Origin of the sequence: Flavobacterium sp. (assembly GCF_040383245.1) — a bacterium.
Classification (GTDB): domain Bacteria; phylum Bacteroidota; class Bacteroidia; order Flavobacteriales; family Flavobacteriaceae; genus Flavobacterium.
The window spans coordinates 96,109-115,496 of sequence record NZ_JBEIDX010000001.1 but is presented as its reverse complement, the minus strand read 5'-3'; the positions used below and the strand labels follow the sequence as shown (position 1 = coordinate 115,496).

Genomic DNA, 19,388 nt, shown 5'->3' with positions numbered 1-19,388 from the left:
TCATATGAAACGCCCTTTTTTATATTTATAAATTTAAATTAGTTCAATAAGCTGTCTAATTTTTCTTGTAATTTAGAATCTGAAGGTCTTAATTCATCTGCGCTAAGCACAACACCTTTTGGATCAATTAATATAAATCTCGGAATTGAATTAATTCCAAATGAGGTAATAAATTCAGAATACCAGTTTTTATCTGCAAATAATTGAATTCCACCAAGTGATTTATCGGTCACAAATTTTTTCCATTTTTCGTGGTCTTTATCTTCATCAACAGAAATACTTACAAAAGCAATTTTTTTATCGTGGTATTTTTCTTCAATTTTTTGAAGAAAAGGAATTTCTCCTCTGCAAGGTCCACACCAAGTTGCCCAAACATCAATATAAACATACTTACCTTCTAAATCTGATAATTTAGTTTTACCACCAGCGTGATTTTCATAATCAAAAGTTGGCGCTGCTTTTCCTACAACATTTTTAAGGGCTTGTGAAGATTTGTATTCCATTTGCATCCCAAAAAACTCTTGAGTCATGTTCTTTTTAACTTGAGCTTTAAAATTAGCATCAAAATCACCTTTTTCTAATTTTTCAAAATCGGTTTTCTTTTTTTCATCAAAAGCCAAATAAAATGCATCTTTTTCTTTTGTAAAGTTTTCAGTTCCAAAAACTTCGTTGCTTATTGCTTGCTGAGCTAAGAAGTTGTTCTCTCCTGATCCTTTTCCTGTATAAGAAAGAGTTTCGTCAAATAGTTTTGCATCCATTTTTAACTTCAAATCAAATCCTGGTTTCAAAAATAATTGAGCATATTCTTGACCATCGAACAGAACATAAAAACCATCTTTAACATCAAATTTGTCAGAAAACAAACCACTCTTGTCAACTTTTATTTCTTTGACAATTGCATTTTTATTGTCTTTAATGTAAATAACATCTCCGTTTCTATTTGCAATCTCTGCCTGAAAACTTACCTTTTCTTGTGCAAACCCAAATGCAGTCATCGCAATTGCACATAAAATTATAACTATTTTTTTCATATTTTTTTTATTGATTAATTAAACCAAATGTATACAAAAATATTTATGCCATTTCATCATTAAGAAAAATTTAGTGTTTATTTCGTTGGAAGTTTTTTACTTTTGCACTCGAGACCAAAGGTCGAACTGATATTTAAAAAAATAATTCCAATGTATAGAAGTCATAATTGTGGCGAATTAAACGCTAGTCATGTTAATACCCAAGTTACCCTTGCGGGATGGGTTCAAAAATCAAGAGATAAAGGATTTATGAATTGGGTTGATTTGCGCGACCGTTATGGGATTACGCAATTATTATTTGACGAAAGTCGTTCAGAAAAAAGCGTTTTCGAGTTGGCTAAAACTCTTGGAAGAGAATTTGTAATTCAGGTAAAAGGAACTGTTATTGAGCGTGAAGCCAAAAATAAAAATATGCCAACAGGAGATATCGAAATTTTGGTTACCGAAATGACAATTCTTAATGCTTCTTTAACACCGCCGTTTACAATTGAAGATGAAACCGATGGTGGTGAAGACATCCGAATGAAATACCGTTACCTAGATATAAGAAGAAACCCGGTAAAAAACAGTTTGCTTTTTCGTCATAAAGTAGCGCAAGCGGTTAGAAATTACCTTTCTAATTTAGATTTCTGCGAAGTAGAAACACCTTATTTAATTAAATCTACTCCCGAAGGAGCAAGAGATTTTGTGGTGCCAAGTAGAATGAACGAAGGACAATTTTATGCGCTTCCGCAATCACCACAGACTTTCAAACAATTATTGATGGTGGGTGGAATGGATAAATATTTTCAAATTGTAAAATGTTTCCGAGATGAAGATTTGCGTGCAGATAGACAGCCGGAGTTCACTCAAATCGATTGCGAAATGGCCTTTGTAGAACAAGAAGATATCTTAAATGTTTTTGAAGGATTAACCCGACATTTACTGAAAGAAATACACGGATTGGATGTTGAGAAATTCCCAAGAATGACATACGATCACGCCATGAAAACCTACGGAAATGACAAGCCAGATATCCGTTTCGGAATGGAGTTTGGTGAATTAAATGCCGTTGCACAACATAAAGAATTTCCGGTATTTAACTCGGCCGAATTAGTAGTTGGTATTGCTGCACCAGGTTGTGCCGCTTTTACAAGAAAAGAAATAGATGCCTTAATTGATTGGGTAAGACGTCCACAAATTGGTGCTACAGGAATGGTTTATGTAAAATGTGAAGAAGACGGAACTTTTAAATCATCGGTAGATAAATTTTACGATCAAGCCGATTTAGCACAATGGGCAAAAGCTACAGGTGCTAAAGCGGGTGATATGATTTTTGTGCTTTCGGGCCCAGCAGATAAAACAAGAACACAACTTTCAGCAATAAGAATGGAATTAGCAACGCGTTTGGGATTAAGAAATCCAGCCGAATTTGCTCCATTATGGGTAGTTGATTTTCCATTATTAGAATTAGATGAAGAATCAGGAAGATGGCATGCAATGCACCATCCATTTACGTCTCCTAAACCAGAAGACATGGAATTGCTAGCAACCAACCCAGGTAAAGTTCGTGCTAATGCTTATGATATGGTGTTAAATGGAAATGAAATTGGTGGAGGTTCAATTCGTATTCACGATAAAGCAACCCAACAATTGATGTTTAAATATTTAGGTTTCACCGAAGAAGAAGCCCGCAATCAATTTGGATTCTTAATGGATGCTTTCCAATTTGGAGCGCCACCTCACGGAGGTTTAGCCTTTGGATTGGATCGATTGGTAGCAATTCTTGGCGGTCAAGAAACTATTAGAGATTTTATAGCATTCCCAAAAAATAATTCAGGTAGAGACGTTATGATTGACGCTCCATCGGTAATTGATGAATTGCAATTGAACGAATTACATATCAAATTGGATATGAGGTAATTAATATCAAATTCGCAACTAATTTGAAAGCAGTTATTTAAATTATAAAAAATATCTGCTTTTTTATTTAATTTAATGAAAATTATTCAAATATTTACTTGAAAATCATTCATTTATAAATCAACTTTGTTAAAAATATTTTCATTTTTTATTTATTTTTTGTTTGCTATGTCATAAATAAGTATATCTTTGAACATTATTAATTTTTTACATTATAAAATGCGCACAGGAACAGTTAAATTTTTCAATGAATCAAAAGGTTACGGATTCATTACAGATGATGAAAATGGAAAAGACATTTTCGTTCATGCTACAGGTATTAAAGCGGAGTCACTAAACGAAGGTGATAAAGTTTCTTACGAAGAAGAAGAAGGAAGAAAAGGTAAAGTGGCTGCTCAAGTAGTAGTTATCGAAGACTAATATATATTATTTTTTGGTTACCTCAATGGTTAAAACGCCCCAATAATTTGGGGCGTTTTTTTATACCTAATTATTTTATTTAGAATTGGTTTAAATAACTGATTTTAACCAATATTTATGAAACGATTAACCCTAGGTTTTTGCGAATTAAATAATGCAATGTATATTTGTGCAAATTTTAAAAAAGACTAAAAAATTTACGCTATGCAATCTACACAACATGACTATATTCCAATACTAATGCAAGCACTTCTTGCAATAGGATTTGTTGTTGCAACTATCATTGGATCAAGCTTTTTAGGTCCAAAAAGACATTCGAAAAATAAAGATAAAAACTTTGAGTGTGGAATAGAATCTGTAGGAAATGCGCGTATCCCATTCTCTGTTAAATATTTTTTGGTAGCCATACTTTTTGTACTTTTTGATGTGGAGGTTATATTTTTATATCCTTGGGCAATAAATTTTAAAGAATTAGGTCTTGATGGTATGCTAAAAATGATTGTATTTATGTTATTGCTTTTAGTAGGATTCTTTTATATTATCAAAAAGAAAGCCCTAGAGTGGGAGTAAAAAATATTTTAAATTATAACTGTTGAATTTTAAATTAGTTTTCATTTAAAATTTATATTTCAAAATTCCAAATGAAATGAATAAAGATACAAAAATGGTTGCTCCTCCAGAAGGAGTTACAGGAGAAGGATTTTTCGCAACAAAGCTTAACGATGTTGTTGGATTAGCTAGAGCCAATTCGCTTTGGCCTCTTCCATTTGCAACTTCTTGCTGCGGAATTGAGTTCATGGCAACAATGGCATCGCATTATGACTTAGCTCGTTTTGGTATGGAGCGTGTGAGTTTTTCTCCTCGTCAAGCGGATATGTTATTAGTTATGGGAACTATTTCTAAAAAAATGGCGCCTATTTTACGTCAAGTATATGAGCAAATGAGCGAGCCTAGATGGGTAATTGCTGTAGGTGCTTGTGCTACTTCGGGTGGGGTTTTTGACACCTATTCTGTTTTACAAGGAATCGATAAAGTAATCCCTGTAGATGTATATGTTCCTGGTTGTCCTCCAAGACCAGAACAAATTGTAGACGGCGTAATGCAGTTGCAAGAATTGGTAAAGAACGAATCGGTAAGACGAAGAAATTCACCAGAATATAAAGAATTATTAGCTTCTTATAACCTATAATATGGCTTTAGAAACGAACACAATACAAGAAAAATTAATCAAAACATTTGGCGATAAAGTTTTGAACTTTCAAATGAGTCGCGATATTTTTTCTTTCGAAGCTACCCCTGATGCAATTCACGAAGTAATTCGAACCCTTAAAGTTGAAGAAGATTTAAACTTCCATTTCTTAACCGATTTATGTGGAGTCCACTATCCAGAAAATGAAGCAAGCCATCAGTTTGCTGTAGTGTATCACATGCACAATTGGGTAGAAAATGTTCGATTAAGAATCACAACTTATTTATCTGGAGAAAATCCAGAAGTAAATACAATTACCGATTTATTTTTAACTGCCAATTGGATGGAAAGAGAAACTTTCGATTTTTATGGCATTAATTTTATTAGTCATCCACAATTGAAACGAATTTTAAATATGCCTGAGATGGTTTCTCATCCAATGCGTAAAGAATTCCCAATGGAAGATGGCGGAAGAACAGATAAAGACGATCGTTTCTTTGGAAGAACAGCAAATAATGGATAATTTTAATTATCAATTTATAATTTAAGATGTCAGACTTATTATTATTACCAGAGCATCGCTATGCCAAAATCATTGAACAGACGCGCAACGAAGACGGAAGCGAACTTTCAATATTAAATCTTGGGCCAACGCACCCAGCAACACATGGTATTTTTCAAAATATCTTGTTGATGGATGGAGAGCGAATTCTTGATGCAGAACCAACCATTGGTTACATTCATCGTGCCTTCGAAAAAATTGCAGAAAACCGTCCATTTTATCAAGTAAATGTCTTGACAGATCGTATGAACTACTGTTCTTCGCCTATCAATAACATGGCTTGGTGGATGACAGTTGAAAAACTTTTAGAAATTGAAGTTCCAAAAAGAGCTCAATATTTAAGAGTTATCGTAATGGAATTGGCTCGAATTGCAGATCACTTAATTTGTAATTCGATTCTTGGTGTTGATACCGGGGCCTATACTGGATTTTTATATGTATTTCAATTTAGAGAAAAAATATACGAAATCTACGAAGAAATTTGTGGTGCTCGATTGACTACCAACATGGGTAGAATTGGTGGATTTGAAAGAGAATGGTCTGAAGAGGCATTCAAAAAATTAGATACTTTCTTAACTGATTTTCCAGTTGCTTGGAAAGAATTTGAAAACCTATTCGAAAGAAATAGAATCTTTATTGATCGTACGGTTAATGTGGGTCCAATAACTGCGGAATTGGCTATGCAATACGGATTAACAGGTCCGAATTTAAGAGCTGCAGGAATTGATTATGATGTAAGAAAAGCACAACCCTATTCTTCATATGAAGACTTTGATTTTGAAGTTCCCGTAGGAAAATCAGGAGATACCTACGATCGTTTTTGTGTTCGTAATGCAGAAGTTTGGGAAAGTATAAGCATCATCCGTCAAGCATTAGCAAAATTACCTGAAGGTCCAATTCATGCTGATGTTCCTGATTATTACCTTCCACCAAAAGAAGATGTATACCACAATATGGAAAGTTTAATTTATCACTTCAAAATTGTGATGGGTGAAGTTCCAGTTCCGGTTGCCGAAATATATCATGCTGTAGAAGGTGGTAACGGAGAATTAGGAATGTACTTAGTAACCGATGGTAGTAGAACACCGTACCGTTTACACTTTAGAAGACCTTGCTTTATTTATTACCAAGCGTATACCGAAATGATTAAAGGCGGCATGTTATCGGATGCTATTGTAATATTATCCAGTTTAAATGTAATTGCAGGAGAATTAGACGCATAATGAAATTGTAAATGATGAATTTTAAATTATAAATTATTCAAACCATTTAAAATTTATAATTCAAAATTTAAAATAATAAAAATGGAAAAAACAAATATCCAACAAGAAATAAACATGACTGAATCTTTGATGACACGCATCAATGAATTAATCAGTCATTATCCGGAAGGCAAAAAGAAATCGGCTTTACTTCCTGTATTGCATGAAGTTCAAGATGCTCATGACAATTGGTTAAGCACCGATTTACAAATAAAAGTAGCTGAAATTCTAGAAATACAACCTATTGAAGTTTTTGAAGTGGTGACTTTTTACACCATGTTTAACCAAAGACCAATTGGAAAATACATGTTTGAATTTTGTCAAACTTCGCCATGTTGTCAAAATAGGGTTGAAGATTTAATGGATTATACGTGTTCTAAACTTGGAGTAAAAGTAGGTGAACCAACTGCCGACGGACAATTTGAAGTTCGCGGAGTGGAATGTCTAGGTGCTTGTGGTTATGCACCAATGATGCAATTGGGAGATTTTTACCAAGAGCATTTAACCAAAGAAAAAATTGATCAGTTAATTTCTGACTGTAAAGACGGAAAAATCACTTTACACGATAAATAGTATCATGGGAAGAAAAATATTATTAGACAAAATCAATGTTCCGGGGATAAAAACTTATGAAGTATACCGCAAAGAAGGCGGTTATGCATCGGTAGAAAAAGCGTTGAAAAAAATGACCCCGGATGAAGTTGTAGAAGAAGTAAAAACTTCGGGACTTCGTGGTCGTGGTGGCGCAGGATTTCCAGCCGGAATGAAATGGAGTTTCATCGACAAAAAATCGGGTAACCCAAGACATTTAGTTTGTAATGCAGACGAATCGGAACCAGGTACTTTCAAAGACCGTTTCTTAATGGAATACATTCCGCACTTATTAATAGAAGGAATGATTACTTCAAGTTACGCATTGGGTGCCAACCTATCTTACATCTACATTCGTGGAGAATACATGTGGGTTTATAAAATATTAGAAAAAGCCATCGCCGAAGCAAAAGCTGCTGGGTGGTTGGGTAAAAATATATTAGGATCTGGATACGATTTAGAACTTTATGTTCAAATTGGTGGTGGAGCCTACATTTGCGGTGAAGAAACTGCACTTTTAGAAAGTTTAGAAGGAAATCGTGGAAATCCTAGATTAAAACCACCATTTCCTGCTGTAAAAGGACTTTGGCAAAATCCAACCGTAGTAAATAACGTAGAAACAATTGCTGCTGTGCCTTGGATCGTAAATAATTCAGGTGCTGATTATGCAGGAATAGGAATAGGTCGTTCTACAGGAACCAAATTAATTTCGGCTTCTGGAAATATTAAAAACCAAGGCGTTTACGAAATTGAATTGGGCTTATCTGTTTATGAATTCATGAATTCGGATGAATATTGTGGCGGAATGCAAACGGACAGACCACTTAAAGCATTGGTGCCAGGAGGAAGTTCGGTGCCTATTTTACCAGCTAATTTAATCTATAAAACAGCTGCTGGCGAAGACCGATTAATGACTTACGAAAGTTTATCTGATGGAGGTTTTGCGACTGGTTCGATGCTAGGTTCAGGTGGATTTATTGTGTATGATGATAGAGCTTGTATTGTTCGCAACACTTGGAATTTTTCAAGATTTTATCACCATGAAAGCTGCGGACAATGTACCCCTTGTAGAGAAGGAACAGGTTGGTTAGAAAAAGTTTTGTGGAGAATTGAAAACGGTCAAGGTCGTGAAGAAGATATCGAATTATTATGGAGCATCCAATCTAAAATTGAAGGAAACACCATTTGTCCATTAGGAGATGCTGCTTCTTGGCCAGTTGCTGCGGCAATTCGCCATTTTAGAGACGAGTTTGAATACCACATTCGTTTCCCAGAAAAAGTAAAAAATAGAAATCACTTTGTAGCTGAACCTTTTGAAAAAGTAAGGCATTTAATAACAAAGCAAGAAGTTTAAAAATAGTTTCCGGTTTCAAGTTATTTAAGTTTCAAATTGTACAAAACGAAACTTTAAACTTAAAACTAAAAAAACAAAAATTATAATGAAAGTAACCATAGACGGTCAAGAAATTGAAGTAGCACCAGGAACAACCATCCTGCAAGCAGCTCGAATGATTGGTGGAGAATCTGTTCCGCCAGCCATGTGTTATTATTCTAAACTAAAAGGTACCGGTGGAAAATGCCGTTGTTGCTTAGTTGATGTAACTAAAGGAAGCGAAGCGGATCCACGACCAATGCCAAAACTAGTAGCATCTTGTGTAACAGGATGTCAAGACGGAATGGAAGTTGCCAGCAAATCTTCAGAAAGAGTTACGGAAGCGCGTAAAGCGGTAACCGAGTTTCTTTTAATCAACCACCCATTAGATTGCCCAGTGTGCGATCAGGCGGGAGAATGTGATTTGCAAAACTTAAGTTTCGAACACGGAAAATCGGAAACGCGTTTCATAGAAGAAAAAAGAACATTCGAACCAGAAAATATTGGCGACAAAATTCAATTACACATGAACCGTTGCATTGTATGCCAACGCTGTGTAGAAGTTGCCGATCAATTAACCGATGGTAGAGTTCACGGAGTTTTAAACCGTGGAGATCATTCTCAAATTTCGACTTGTGTATCTGCAGCTATTGATAATGAGTTCTCTGGAAACATGATTGATGTATGTCCGGTTGGAGCTTTAACAGATAAAACGTTTAGATTCAAATCGAGAGTTTGGTTTAACAAACCATTCAATGCACACAGAGAATGTACTACTCCAGGATGTTGCGGAAAAACAACAGTTTGGATGTTTGGAAACGAAATACAAAGAGTTACAGCAAGAAAAGACGAGTATCATGAGGTAGAAGATTTTATCTGTAATACATGTCGTTTTGATAAAAAGGAAGTTTCGGATTGGGTTATCGAAGGACCTAGAAAATTCGAAAAAGATTCCGTTATCAACCAAAATAAAAAATACAACACCACTGAAAAAGTAGTGATTGAAACTGAAAAAGGTATTCTTCAAGGAAGAGATCAAGACCGTAAAAAAATTAGTATGACCGAGATTGCATACAACGAAAAAATAGATGGTAACCCAATAAATACTAAACAAAATGGATAGTAGTACCGCCTTCATTGTAGAAAAAAGTGTGATTATTGTTGTAGTATTTGCTGTAACAATGATCATGGCCATGTATTCTACTTGGGCAGAACGTAAAGTTGCTGCTTTTCTTCAAGATAGAGTTGGCCCTAATCGTGCGGGATGGGGAGGTTTATTACAACCACTTGCAGACGGAATGAAACTTTTTGCAAAAGAAGAGTTTGAACCAGATACAAAAAATAGATTTTTGTTTTTTGTAGGACCAGCCATCGCAATGAGTGCGGCTTTAATGACCAGTGCTGTAATTCCGTGGGGGGATAAATTACATATTTTTGGTAAGGATGTTATACTTCAAGCTACTGATACTGATAGTGCATTGCTTTATATTTTTGCAATAGTTTCTATTGGAGTATACGGAATCATGATTGGTGGATGGGCATCGAATAATAAGTTCTCTTTAATGGGTGCGGTTCGTGCTGCTTCACAAATGGTTTCTTATGAAATTGCCATGGGATTGTCGATGATTGCTTTATTGATGATGACTGGAACGTTGAGCTTGAAAGAAATTTCGGTACAACAACATGGTTTTCATTGGAATGTTTTCTATCAACCGTTATCATTTCTTATCTTTTTGATTTGTGCTTTCGCAGAAACCAATAGAACGCCTTTCGATCTAGCAGAATGCGAATCAGAATTAATTGGGGGTTACCACACGGAGTATTCTTCCATGAAAATGGGATTCTATTTATTTGCAGAATATGCTAATATGTTCATCTCTTCAACTATTATATCTGTATTGTTCTTTGGTGGTTATAACTACCCGGGAATGAGTTGGGTTGTTGAAAATTGGGGTGTAAATCTTGGAAATATAATTGGAATGGGAGCGTTGTTTACAAAACTTTGCTTTTTCATCTTCTTCTTTATGTGGATTCGATGGAAGATACCAAGATTTAGATACGATCAATTGATGAATTTAGGTTGGAAGATCTTAATTCCGCTATCAATTGTAAATATTATCATTACAGGAATTATCAATTTAAGAGGTGAAATTTTAACTTATTTAGGGTTTTAATTAGGAAATAACAATTATGTCATCAATACAAAATATTTCATTATCAGGCAGTAAAAAGCAGGTTTCCAATAAGGAAATGACTTTTTTAGAAAGACTATACCTGATTGCTATTGTAAAAGGTTTGTGGATTACCATCAAACACTTTTTTAGCAAAAAAGCAACCATTCATTATCCAGAACAAGTTCGGGAATTTAGTCCTGTGTATCGTGGTCAACACATGTTGAAACGCGACGAACAAGGTAGAGAAAATTGTACTGCTTGTGGTTTGTGCGCACTATCATGCCCTGCCGAAGCAATTACTATGAAAGCTGCCGAGCGTAAACCAGATGAGAAACATTTGTACCGCGAAGAAAAATATGCTGAGATCTATGAAATCAATATGTTGCGTTGCATTTTCTGCGGATTGTGTGAAGAGGCTTGTCCAAAAGACGCAATTTACTTAACAATTTCAAAAGAATTAGTTCCTGCGCAGTACCATAGAGAAGATTTTATTTTTGGAAAAGACAAATTGGTTATGCCTTTAGAGATGGCTATAGCAAATACTAAAAACCTAAATTAATTATGGCACCAGTACTTATTATATTTTATATCCTAGCGGCTTTTACACTGGCAACAGCCTTTTTAACAATTTACAGTAAAAACCCAATTCATAGTGCTATTTATTTAGTGTTGTGCTTCTTTTCAATTGCAGGTCATTACTTATTATTTAATGCACAATTTTTAGCAATTGTACATATAATCGTGTATTCGGGAGCCATCATGGTGCTCTTCTTATTTACCATCATGTTAATGAATTTAAACAAAGAAGATGAAGTGCACAAACCTAGAATTACCAGACTTGGTGCTATCACCGTTTTTGTATTATTGAGCACTGCCTTGGTATTAATATTCATGTATTCAAAACCATTTGTTGGCGAATATTATACCAGTCACGAAGATTTCCAATCGATAAAAAAATTAGGAACCGTTTTATTAGACGATAAAGACGGATTTATGGTTCCGTTTGAATTTGCTTCAATATTATTATTAGTTGCAATGATTGGAGCAGTATTATTGTCTAAAAAAGAAAAAACATCTAAATAATATGGAAAATATATTAAATCAAATAGGTATTGAAAATTACATTTTCCTTTCCGTTTTACTTTTTTGTATCGGAATTTTTGGAGTGTTATATAGAAGAAATGCCATCATCGTTTTCATGTCAATCGAAATTATGCTAAATGCCGTGAACTTGTTATTTATTGCATTTGCAACCTACTGGCAAGATCCTAAAGGAGAAGTATTTGTATTCTTCTCGATGGCTGTTGCTGCTGCCGAAGTAGCCGTTGGATTGGCATTACTAGTTTCGGTTTTCCGAAATATTGGATCGGTTGATATCTCAAATTTAAAGAACTTAAAAGGATAATCCCTAATGGACAATAACTTAGTTTTACTCTTATTATTAACCCCATTTGTTGGGTTCTTATTTAATGTTTTCTTCGGGAAAAAAGCAGGAAAAAGCATTGCTGGTGCTATCGGAACTATAGCAGTTGTGGTATCATTTGCAATGAGTTTGTATTTTTTCCTTCAATTAAATGCAACAGGAAAACCCGTTTCGGTTACCTTATTGGATTGGATCCAAATAGGAAAACTTAAAGTAGATTTCGGAATTTTATTAGACCAATTATCATTATTATGGTTGCTTTTTGTAACCGGAATTGGTTCGTTAATTCACTTATATTCGATCAGCTATATGCACGAGGATGAAAATATGCATAAGTTCTTTGCGTATTTAAATTTGTTTGTGTTCTTCATGATTACTTTAGTTGTTGGAAATAACTTACTAGTTATGTTTATCGGTTGGGAAGGCGTTGGACTTTGCTCCTACTTACTAATCGGATTTTGGCATAAAAACCAAGATTACAATGATGCGGCTAAGAAAGCATTCATCATGAACCGTATTGGAGATTTAGGTTTCTTAATTGGAATATTCATATTGGCATTTATGTTCTCTACTTTGAACTTTGTTGAAATGAAACAAGCCCTATCAGCGGGAACTGCAAATACTGCTTTACTAGGATTGGCTGCTTTATGCCTTTTCATTGGAGCAACCGGAAAATCAGCGCAATTACCATTATACACTTGGTTACCAGACGCAATGGCTGGTCCAACACCAGTTTCGGCGTTAATCCACGCTGCAACGATGGTAACTGCAGGTATCTTTATGATTACAAGAATGAATTTCTTATTCGATTTAACTCCAGAAGTTCAAAACATCATTGCCATTGTTGGAGCAATCACTGCTTTAGTTGCTGCATCAATTGGATTATTACAAAATGATATTAAAAAAGTATTGGCTTATTCTACCGTATCGCAATTAGGGTTAATGTTTTTAGCCTTAGGAATGGGTGCTTACACTGTTGCCGTTTTCCACGTAATTACACATGCCTTCTTTAAAGCGTGTTTGTTCTTAGGATCAGGATCGGTAATACACGCGTTACATGGCGAACAAGATATGCGTAAAATGGGTGGTTTGCGTAAAGCAATGCCAATCACTTTTGCAACAATGTTGATTTCTACATTAGCTATTGCAGGTATTTTCCCATTTGCTGGATTTTGGTCTAAAGACGAAATTTTAATGGTTGCTTTCGAACACAATAAAGCCTTATGGATCATCGGATCTATTGCTTCTATCATGACTGCTTTCTATATGTTTAGATTGATGTATTTAACTTTCTTCAGAGACTTTAGGGGTACCGAAGAACAAAAACACCATTTACACGAAAGCCCGAGTTTAATTACCTTACCATTAATCATTTTAGCTGCATTAGCAACTGTTGGTGGATTAATTAATTTACCAGGAAGCAATTGGTTAAACCATTTCTTAGAACCAATTTTAGCAGGAAAACACGAAGAACATGCTCTTGGAAGCCAAGAATATATGTTAATGGGAATTGCTTTAACAGGAGCTATCATTGGAATTGTTTGGGCGTATGCCAAATACATCAAACAAGGATTTGTTCCAAAACAAGATTCAGAAATTGCAGGTGTTTCTAAAGCTATTTACAATAAATATTATGTAGATGAGTTCTACACCTTCCTAATTATTACCCCAATAAACGCACTTTCCAACTTCTTTAGAACTACTCTTGAGCCTGCTCTTGGAGGGATTGTTTATGGTTTCGGAACCGTTGCAAATGGGTTAAGTAATCAAGGTAAAAAATTACAATCTGGAAGTATTGGTTTGTACCTTTTTGCATTTGTAATTGGAGTATTAGCCATAGTTAGTTATTTATTTTTAGCACAATAATTTAAAGAAAATGAACGTATCCCTTATATTATTTGTCCTTTTAATTGGTGCCTTAGTAACCTTCGTTTCTGGAGATAAATTGGCATCTAAAGTGGCACTATTCTTTAGTTTGGCAGCATTAGGTTGCACCACGGTTTTAGTAAATCACTATCTTGGTGGGGTTGACATCAGCCTTAACAATCCTTGGATTTTACAACCCAATGTATCCTTTGCATTAAAAGCAGATGGATTGGCTCTTGCCATGGTTTTATTAACCGTGTCTTTAATTCCGATAATTCTGTTATCTTCTTTTGCAAATAAATTTAATAACTCCAAAAATTTCTATGCCTTAGTATTGTTCATGGCATTTGCAATGACCGGTACTTTCCTAGCTACAGACGGATTGTTATACTATATTTTTTGGGAGTTATCTTTAATTCCAATCTATTTTATAGCATTAGTTTGGGGTAACGGAGATCTTGAAGAACGCAAAAAAGCAGTGGTAAAATTCTTTATTTACACACTTGCAGGATCGTTATTTATGCTAGTAGCTTTTGCTTATTTATATGACAAAGCAGGAAGTTTCATGCTATCCGATTTAACGAAATTAAAATTATCAGTAACCGAACAATTCTGGATTTTCTTTGCTTTCTTTTTAGCCTACGCAATTAAAATTCCGATTATTCCTTTCCATACATGGCAAGCAAAAGTGTACCAAAAAGCACCAACTGTTGGAACGATGCTTTTATCTGGTATCATGCTAAAAATGGGATTGTACAGCGTGATCCGTTGGCAAATTCCTATTGCGCCATTAGCTGCTAAAACCTACATGCCAATACTAATTGGATTGAGTATTGCGGGAGTAATTTATGGTTCGATTGTGGCTTTACGCCAAAAAGACGTTAAGAAATTATTGGCTTATTCTTCATTAGCGCACGTTGGATTAATTGCTGCAGGTTGTTATACTTTAACTGCCGACGGTATCAGCGGAGCGGTATCGCAAATGATTGCCCACGGTTTTGTAATCGTTGGATTGTTCTTTGCTGCCGAAGTGATTTATAGAAGATTTAATTCAAATACTATTGAAGAATTAGGCGGAATTCGTTCACAAGCGCCTAAGTTTACTTCGTTGTTTATGATTTTGGTTTTAGCATCTGTTGCATTGCCAGGAACTTTCAACTTCATTGGAGAATTCACCGTTTTATACAGTTTGTCGCAAGTAAATATATGGTTTGCCGTATTAGGTGGAACCACAATCATTTTAGGGGCTTATTATATGTTGAAAATGTTCCAAAATGTAATGCTTGGCGAAACCAACACCAAAGTATTTGCAGAGGTAACCCTAAATGAAACAATCGTATTTGTGATACTAATTGCCTTTTTATTATTCTACGGAATCCATCCAAAACCCATTGTAGATTTGGTTAACCCAAGTGTACAAGAAATTCTAACTCAAATTAATAGATTTAACTAATACAAATGAATACACTAATAGCACTATCAGGTTTAGGCGTTTTTTGTCTTATAGCTGAAATCTTTAATTTAAGAAAAGCAATCGTTCCCGTAGTAATTCTAGGATTACTAGCAGTATTAGGAACTACTTTACACCTTTGGACTTTAGGTTTTTCTGCAAATGAAAAATACAGCAATATGATTGCAGCCGATTCAACGTCTTCTGCATTTGCTTCGCTGTTTATCCTACTAACCATTTTTATTGTTGCCATGGGAAATGAGGTGTATAAAGATCATCCAACCAAAATTTCCGATTACATTTCAATCAAGGTTTTCCTATTAGCAGGAGCTATTGCAATGGTATCATTTACCAATCTTGCCATGTTCTTCATCGGAATTGAAACCCTTTCTATTGCATTATATATTTTAGCTGGAAGCAGCCGATTGGATATAAAAAGTAACGAAGCCGGAATGAAGTATTTCCTTATGGGTTCCTTTGCATCCGGAATCATTTTATTTGGAATATGCTTAATTTATGGAGCTATGGGTAGCTTTGATGTTGCAGAAATTTCGAGTGCATCTTTATCTGCCGAATTGCCTTCTTGGTTTCCAATTGGAGTGATATTAGTAGTGGTTGGAATGTTATTTAAAATTGCAGCAGTTCCTTTTCACTTTTGGGCACCAGACGTTTATGAAGGTTCTCCATCTTTAGTTACTGCTACCATGAGCACCTTGGTAAAAGTGGTGGCTATCGCTACTTTATACAAATTAGTAACCGCATTAAACTTAAATTCTTCATTCGATAATCAGGACATTTTAACCTCATTTCAACTAATTATTATTGTGGTTTCTATTGCCTCAATGACAATTGGAAACATTATGGCTTTACGCCAAAATAATGTAAAACGAATGTTGGCTTTCTCTGGTATTTCACACGCTGGATTCATGTTGATGGCATTGCTTACAATGGCCAATTCTTCTTCAACTTTATTGTATTACACAAGCGCTTATGCACTAGCCGGAATTGCAGCATTTGCCGTGATCATAACTGTAACAGGAAACAAAGACAACGAAAACATAGTTAATTTCAATGGCTTAGGTAAAACCAATCCATTAATGGCAGCGGTATTAACTGCAGCTTTACTTTCTATGGCTGGGATTCCAATTTTCTCTGGTTTCTTTGCGAAATTTATGCTGTTTACACAAACCATTAAAGCAGGTTATTTAGTTGTGGTTATTGCCGGAGTAATCAACTCTATTGTAAGTGTTGGTTATTATTTCAAATTAATTTTGGCAATGTACACTAGAGAGCCTAATGAAGAAAAACAAGCAACTCCGTTCGTGTATTATGCAGTAGGTGTAGTTTCTATTTTACTAAATGTAATCATCGGATTGTATCCTTCATTAGTAACCAATTTATTGAAATAAAAAGTCTCTTTTCAAATTATATCAAAACCATCAAAAGCAATTTTGGTGGTTTTTTATTTATCAACAATTGGCAAATTTAACAACTGTTAGTTGCCCAACTAAAATTCCGATTCTGTAATTTTACAAAATGTATGCTTTAGTAGATTGTAATAATTTTTATGCTTCGTGCGAACGCGTTTTCCAACCTAATTTAATTGGAAAACCGGTCGTTATTTTGTCAAATAACGACGGTTGCATTATCTCGAGAAGCAATGAAGCAAAGGCATTAGGGATACCTATGGGAGCACCCGAGTTTAAAGTGCGCCAAGAGCTAAAGCAGAACAAAGTACAGGTCTTCTCGTCCAATTATGCGCTGTATGGCGACCTAAGCAATAGGGTGATGAAAATTCTAGAAGGCTTCACTCCAAATCTTGAAGTGTACAGCATTGACGAAGCGTTTTTGAACTTTGACGGCATGCCAGTTTCTGATTTTCATGACTATGGATTACAGATGAAACGCAGAGTGCAAAAATGGGTTGGAATTCCGGTTTGTGTGGGATTTGCAGCAACCAAAGCATTGGCCAAAGTAGCCAATAAAATTGCCAAAAAATACCAAGATCGTACGCAAGGCGTCTATGTAATTGACACCGAAGAAAAGCGCATTAAAGCTTTAAAATGGACTAAAATTGAAGATGTGTGGGGTATTGGCTACCGACTAAAAAAGAAGATGCACGCCCACAACATTCTTACGGCTTATGACTTTACCAAACCCCAACACGAATTCTGGATTCGAAAAGAAATGGGCGTATTGGGCATGCGCTTAAAGTATGAATTGGAAGGAAAATCGGTGTTGGATTTAGAACCTATCAAAGAACAGAAAAAAAGCATTGCCACCACCCGAAGTTTTCCAAAACAACTATCCGATTTGGATGCTTTGCGCGAACGAATTGCGACTTTTGCAGCGGTTTGTGCCGAAAAATTACGCAAGCAAAAATCCTGTTGCCATACCATTATCGTGATGCTTGTAGTAGATCGGCATAAATATGAAAACCAAAAATATTATTACAACAGGGCAATCACACTGCCTTATGCGACTAATTCTACCATAACCATTTCTAATGCTGCCATTGCAATTTTAAAAGAATTGCATGAAGGCAATGAAGGGCTTCAGTTTAAAAAAGCAGGGGTTATTGTAACCCAATTTATTGATGAAAATAAAAAGCAATTTCAATTATTTGAAGAAGAAAATCCGAAGCACTTAGCGCTTATGAAAGCAATGGATTCACTAAATACAAAAATTGGAAATCGAAAAGTGAAATTGGCATCGCAAGATTTAAAAGTAACTTGGAACATGAAACAAAATCATTTATCCCCAAATTATACCACCAACTTTAAGGAATTACTAGAAATAAAATGTCACTAAAAAAAGAAACTTCGCTTACATTTCATCTTCCTAATTTTGAAAGCAAACTCCGAATTCCGTATGTAAAGGAAGGTGTTTCGGCTGGTTTTCCCTCGCCGGCAACCGATTTTTTAGGCAATGAGATTGATTTGAATAAAGAATTGTGTAAAAATCCGTTGGCTACTTTTTATATAAAAGTCAATGGAAATTCGATGATAAATGCGGGTATTAGCGATAAAGATATTTTAATTGTAGATCGAAGTTTGGAGCCTCAAAACAATAAAATTGCCGTGTGTTTTATTGACGGAGAATTCACCGTAAAACGCATACAAGTTGAAGACGATTGCTTGTATTTAATGCCGGAAAATCCGAGTTACCAACCCATAAAAGTTACAGAAGAAAGCGAATTGGTAATTTGGGGAATGGTAACCTATGTAATTAAAAACTTATAACTTTTGGTGTAAGGCAACCGCAATTTGAGATGCAATTTTAGCATTGTTTTTTATTAGTGCAATGTTGGCTTCCAAACTTTCGCCATGGGTATGTTCCGCAATAGCTTTCAATAAAAATGGTGTCACTTCTTTCCCTTTAATTTGCAATTTATCAGCTTCTTTTAAAGCATTTAAAATATGTACTTCTATGGCTTCTTGCTCCATTTCAAATTCTTTTGGAACTGGATTTGCAATCAACACCGAACCATTTAGACCTAAGTCCCATTTGGCCTTTAAAAGTGATGCTAGTTCTTGCGGTGTATCCATGCGCAATGGCGATTGAAATCCGCTTTTTGAAGAGTAAAAACTTGGAAAAGCATCTTGTCCATAAGTCACCACCGGAATTCCAGAAGTTTCTAAATATTCTAAAGTTAATCCAATATCTAAAATTGATTTTACACCTGCAGCTACAATAGCTACGTTGGTATGCGCCATTTCGGTTAAATCGGCAGAAATATCCATGGTTTCGGTAGCACCACGATGCACGCCACCAATTCCGCCAGTAGCAAATATTTTAATTCCAGCCATTGAAGCAATGCGCATGGTAGCAGCTACGGTAGTTGCTCCAGGTAATTTTTTAGCAATTACATAAGGCATGTCTCGAAGACTCACTTTCCAAACGCCCGGAGTTTGACCTAAATAATCAATATCTTCCTCACGCAAACCCACCAAACATTTTCCGTCTCGAATGGCAATAGTTGCAGGAACAGCGCCATTTTTTCGAACCTCATCCTCAACTAATTTGGCCGTAATAGCATTTTGAGGCCAAGGCATCCCGTGGGAAATTATGGTCGACTCTAAGGCAACAATGGGCAAATTAGCATCTAATGCCTGTTGCACTTCGGGACTAATAATTATCAAATTT

The 19,388-nt window shown here is 35.3% G+C and carries 20 protein-coding genes; 18 read left to right on the top strand and 2 right to left on the bottom strand.

Features of this window, described 5'->3' with window-relative positions:
- Positions 1–38: 38 nt before the first annotated feature.
- Positions 39–1,031, bottom strand: a complete 993-nt coding sequence (locus ABWO08_RS00520; RefSeq protein WP_353082927.1) for a TlpA family protein disulfide reductase — start codon at positions 1,029–1,031, stop codon at positions 39–41.
- A gap of 150 nt (positions 1,032–1,181) precedes the next feature.
- On the opposite strand from ABWO08_RS00520, the gene aspS reads away from it, so the two are divergent.
- The 18 genes from aspS to ABWO08_RS00430 all read left to right on the top strand — a co-directional run bounded on the left by aspS (position 1,182) and on the right by ABWO08_RS00430 (position 18,484).
- Complete coding sequence (aspS, locus tag ABWO08_RS00515) at positions 1,182–2,933, top strand: aspartate--tRNA ligase (RefSeq protein ID WP_353082925.1); 1,752 nt, start codon at positions 1,182–1,184, stop codon at positions 2,931–2,933.
- Positions 2,934–3,152: 219 nt separating this feature from the next.
- Positions 3,153–3,353: a cold shock domain-containing protein gene (locus tag ABWO08_RS00510; RefSeq protein ID WP_326369134.1), complete on the top strand. Its 201-nt coding sequence runs from the start codon at positions 3,153–3,155 to the stop codon at positions 3,351–3,353.
- 204 nt (positions 3,354–3,557) lie between these two features.
- Positions 3,558–3,923: an NADH-quinone oxidoreductase subunit A gene (locus ABWO08_RS00505; protein ID WP_353082923.1), complete on the top strand. Its 366-nt coding sequence runs from the start codon at positions 3,558–3,560 to the stop codon at positions 3,921–3,923.
- Between the two features lie 76 nt (positions 3,924–3,999).
- A complete protein-coding gene (locus tag ABWO08_RS00500) occupies positions 4,000–4,542 on the top strand; it encodes an NADH-quinone oxidoreductase subunit B (protein ID WP_353082922.1) in 543 nt (180 codons plus the stop codon).
- 1 nt (position 4,543) lies between these two features.
- Positions 4,544–5,065 (top strand): NADH-quinone oxidoreductase subunit C, encoded by a 522-nt coding sequence (locus ABWO08_RS00495; protein ID WP_353082920.1) that lies wholly within the window; start codon positions 4,544–4,546, stop codon positions 5,063–5,065.
- A 26-nt stretch (positions 5,066–5,091) separates the two neighbouring features.
- Positions 5,092–6,327 carry an NADH-quinone oxidoreductase subunit D gene (locus ABWO08_RS00490; RefSeq protein ID WP_353082918.1) on the top strand — a complete coding sequence of 412 codons (1,236 nt, stop codon included), beginning with the start codon at positions 5,092–5,094 and terminating at the stop codon, positions 6,325–6,327.
- Positions 6,328–6,408: 81 nt separating this feature from the next.
- Positions 6,409–6,939 (top strand): complex I 24 kDa subunit family protein, encoded by a 531-nt coding sequence (locus tag ABWO08_RS00485; RefSeq protein ID WP_353082916.1) that lies wholly within the window; start codon positions 6,409–6,411, stop codon positions 6,937–6,939.
- A gap of 4 nt (positions 6,940–6,943) precedes the next feature.
- On the top strand, positions 6,944–8,311 hold the full coding sequence (nuoF, locus tag ABWO08_RS00480; RefSeq protein WP_353082914.1) for an NADH-quinone oxidoreductase subunit NuoF: 1,368 nt from the start codon (positions 6,944–6,946) through the stop codon (positions 8,309–8,311).
- Positions 8,312–8,396: 85 nt separating this feature from the next.
- Positions 8,397–9,452, top strand: a complete 1,056-nt coding sequence (locus tag ABWO08_RS00475) for an NADH-quinone oxidoreductase subunit G (RefSeq protein ID WP_353082912.1) — start codon at positions 8,397–8,399, stop codon at positions 9,450–9,452.
- Complete coding sequence (gene nuoH / locus ABWO08_RS00470; RefSeq protein ID WP_353082910.1) at positions 9,445–10,503, top strand: NADH-quinone oxidoreductase subunit NuoH; 1,059 nt, start codon at positions 9,445–9,447, stop codon at positions 10,501–10,503. The genes ABWO08_RS00475 and nuoH overlap by 8 nt, the downstream gene beginning before the upstream one ends.
- A 16-nt stretch (positions 10,504–10,519) precedes the next feature.
- Positions 10,520–11,062, top strand: a complete 543-nt coding sequence (locus ABWO08_RS00465) for a NuoI/complex I 23 kDa subunit family protein (protein WP_353082908.1) — start codon at positions 10,520–10,522, stop codon at positions 11,060–11,062.
- A 2-nt stretch (positions 11,063–11,064) separates the two neighbouring features.
- Complete coding sequence (locus ABWO08_RS00460; protein WP_353082906.1) at positions 11,065–11,586, top strand: NADH-quinone oxidoreductase subunit J family protein; 522 nt, start codon at positions 11,065–11,067, stop codon at positions 11,584–11,586.
- A gap of 1 nt (position 11,587) precedes the next feature.
- Entirely contained in the window at positions 11,588–11,908 is a 321-nt protein-coding gene (gene nuoK / locus ABWO08_RS00455) for an NADH-quinone oxidoreductase subunit NuoK (RefSeq protein WP_353082904.1), read from the top strand.
- 6 nt (positions 11,909–11,914) lie between these two features.
- Positions 11,915–13,792: an NADH-quinone oxidoreductase subunit L gene (gene nuoL, locus ABWO08_RS00450; protein WP_353082902.1), complete on the top strand. Its 1,878-nt coding sequence runs from the start codon at positions 11,915–11,917 to the stop codon at positions 13,790–13,792.
- 10 nt (positions 13,793–13,802) lie between these two features.
- Positions 13,803–15,245, top strand: coding sequence for a complex I subunit 4 family protein (locus ABWO08_RS00445; RefSeq protein WP_353082900.1), 1,443 nt, complete (start codon positions 13,803–13,805; stop codon positions 15,243–15,245).
- 5 nt (positions 15,246–15,250) lie between these two features.
- On the top strand, positions 15,251–16,651 hold the full coding sequence (locus ABWO08_RS00440) for an NADH-quinone oxidoreductase subunit N (protein WP_353082898.1): 1,401 nt from the start codon (positions 15,251–15,253) through the stop codon (positions 16,649–16,651).
- A 127-nt stretch (positions 16,652–16,778) separates the two neighbouring features.
- Complete coding sequence (locus tag ABWO08_RS00435) at positions 16,779–18,053, top strand: Y-family DNA polymerase (RefSeq protein ID WP_353082897.1); 1,275 nt, start codon at positions 16,779–16,781, stop codon at positions 18,051–18,053.
- Positions 18,044–18,484, top strand: coding sequence for a LexA family protein (locus tag ABWO08_RS00430; protein ID WP_353082895.1), 441 nt, complete (start codon positions 18,044–18,046; stop codon positions 18,482–18,484). Before ABWO08_RS00435 ends, ABWO08_RS00430 begins: the two co-directional genes overlap by 10 nt.
- On the opposite strand, the gene ABWO08_RS00425 is transcribed toward ABWO08_RS00430, so the two are convergent.
- Positions 18,479–19,384 (bottom strand): pseudouridine-5'-phosphate glycosidase, encoded by a 906-nt coding sequence (locus ABWO08_RS00425; protein WP_353082893.1) that lies wholly within the window; start codon positions 19,382–19,384, stop codon positions 18,479–18,481. The genes ABWO08_RS00430 and ABWO08_RS00425 overlap by 6 nt on opposite strands.
- Positions 19,385–19,388: the final 4 nt, after the last annotated feature.

Bases quoted from the DNA above. Each gene is read 5' to 3' on its own strand.
- ABWO08_RS00440 (WP_353082898.1), top strand. From the start codon at position 15,251: ATGAATACACTAATAGCACTATCAGGTTTAGGCGTTTTTTGTCTTATA.
- ABWO08_RS00445 (WP_353082900.1), top strand. From the start codon at position 13,803: ATGAACGTATCCCTTATATTATTTGTCCTTTTAATTGGTGCCTTAGTA.
- nuoK (WP_353082904.1), top strand. From the start codon at position 11,588: ATGGAAAATATATTAAATCAAATAGGTATTGAAAATTACATTTTCCTT.
- ABWO08_RS00460 (WP_353082906.1), top strand. From the start codon at position 11,065: ATGGCACCAGTACTTATTATATTTTATATCCTAGCGGCTTTTACACTG.
- aspS (WP_353082925.1), top strand. From the start codon at position 1,182: ATGTATAGAAGTCATAATTGTGGCGAATTAAACGCTAGTCATGTTAAT.
- nuoH (WP_353082910.1), top strand. From the start codon at position 9,445: ATGGATAGTAGTACCGCCTTCATTGTAGAAAAAAGTGTGATTATTGTT.
- ABWO08_RS00510 (WP_326369134.1), top strand. From the start codon at position 3,153: ATGCGCACAGGAACAGTTAAATTTTTCAATGAATCAAAAGGTTACGGA.
- nuoF (WP_353082914.1), top strand. From the start codon at position 6,944: ATGGGAAGAAAAATATTATTAGACAAAATCAATGTTCCGGGGATAAAA.
- nuoL (WP_353082902.1), top strand. From the start codon at position 11,915: ATGGACAATAACTTAGTTTTACTCTTATTATTAACCCCATTTGTTGGG.
- ABWO08_RS00435 (WP_353082897.1), top strand. From the start codon at position 16,779: ATGTATGCTTTAGTAGATTGTAATAATTTTTATGCTTCGTGCGAACGC.
- ABWO08_RS00505 (WP_353082923.1), top strand. From the start codon at position 3,558: ATGCAATCTACACAACATGACTATATTCCAATACTAATGCAAGCACTT.
- ABWO08_RS00485 (WP_353082916.1), top strand. From the start codon at position 6,409: ATGGAAAAAACAAATATCCAACAAGAAATAAACATGACTGAATCTTTG.
- ABWO08_RS00490 (WP_353082918.1), top strand. From the start codon at position 5,092: ATGTCAGACTTATTATTATTACCAGAGCATCGCTATGCCAAAATCATT.
- ABWO08_RS00495 (WP_353082920.1), top strand. From the start codon at position 4,544: ATGGCTTTAGAAACGAACACAATACAAGAAAAATTAATCAAAACATTT.
- ABWO08_RS00465 (WP_353082908.1), top strand. From the start codon at position 10,520: ATGTCATCAATACAAAATATTTCATTATCAGGCAGTAAAAAGCAGGTT.
- ABWO08_RS00520 (WP_353082927.1), bottom strand. From the start codon at position 1,031: ATGAAAAAAATAGTTATAATTTTATGTGCAATTGCGATGACTGCATTT.
- ABWO08_RS00430 (WP_353082895.1), top strand. From the start codon at position 18,044: ATGTCACTAAAAAAAGAAACTTCGCTTACATTTCATCTTCCTAATTTT.
- ABWO08_RS00500 (WP_353082922.1), top strand. From the start codon at position 4,000: ATGAATAAAGATACAAAAATGGTTGCTCCTCCAGAAGGAGTTACAGGA.
- ABWO08_RS00475 (WP_353082912.1), top strand. From the start codon at position 8,397: ATGAAAGTAACCATAGACGGTCAAGAAATTGAAGTAGCACCAGGAACA.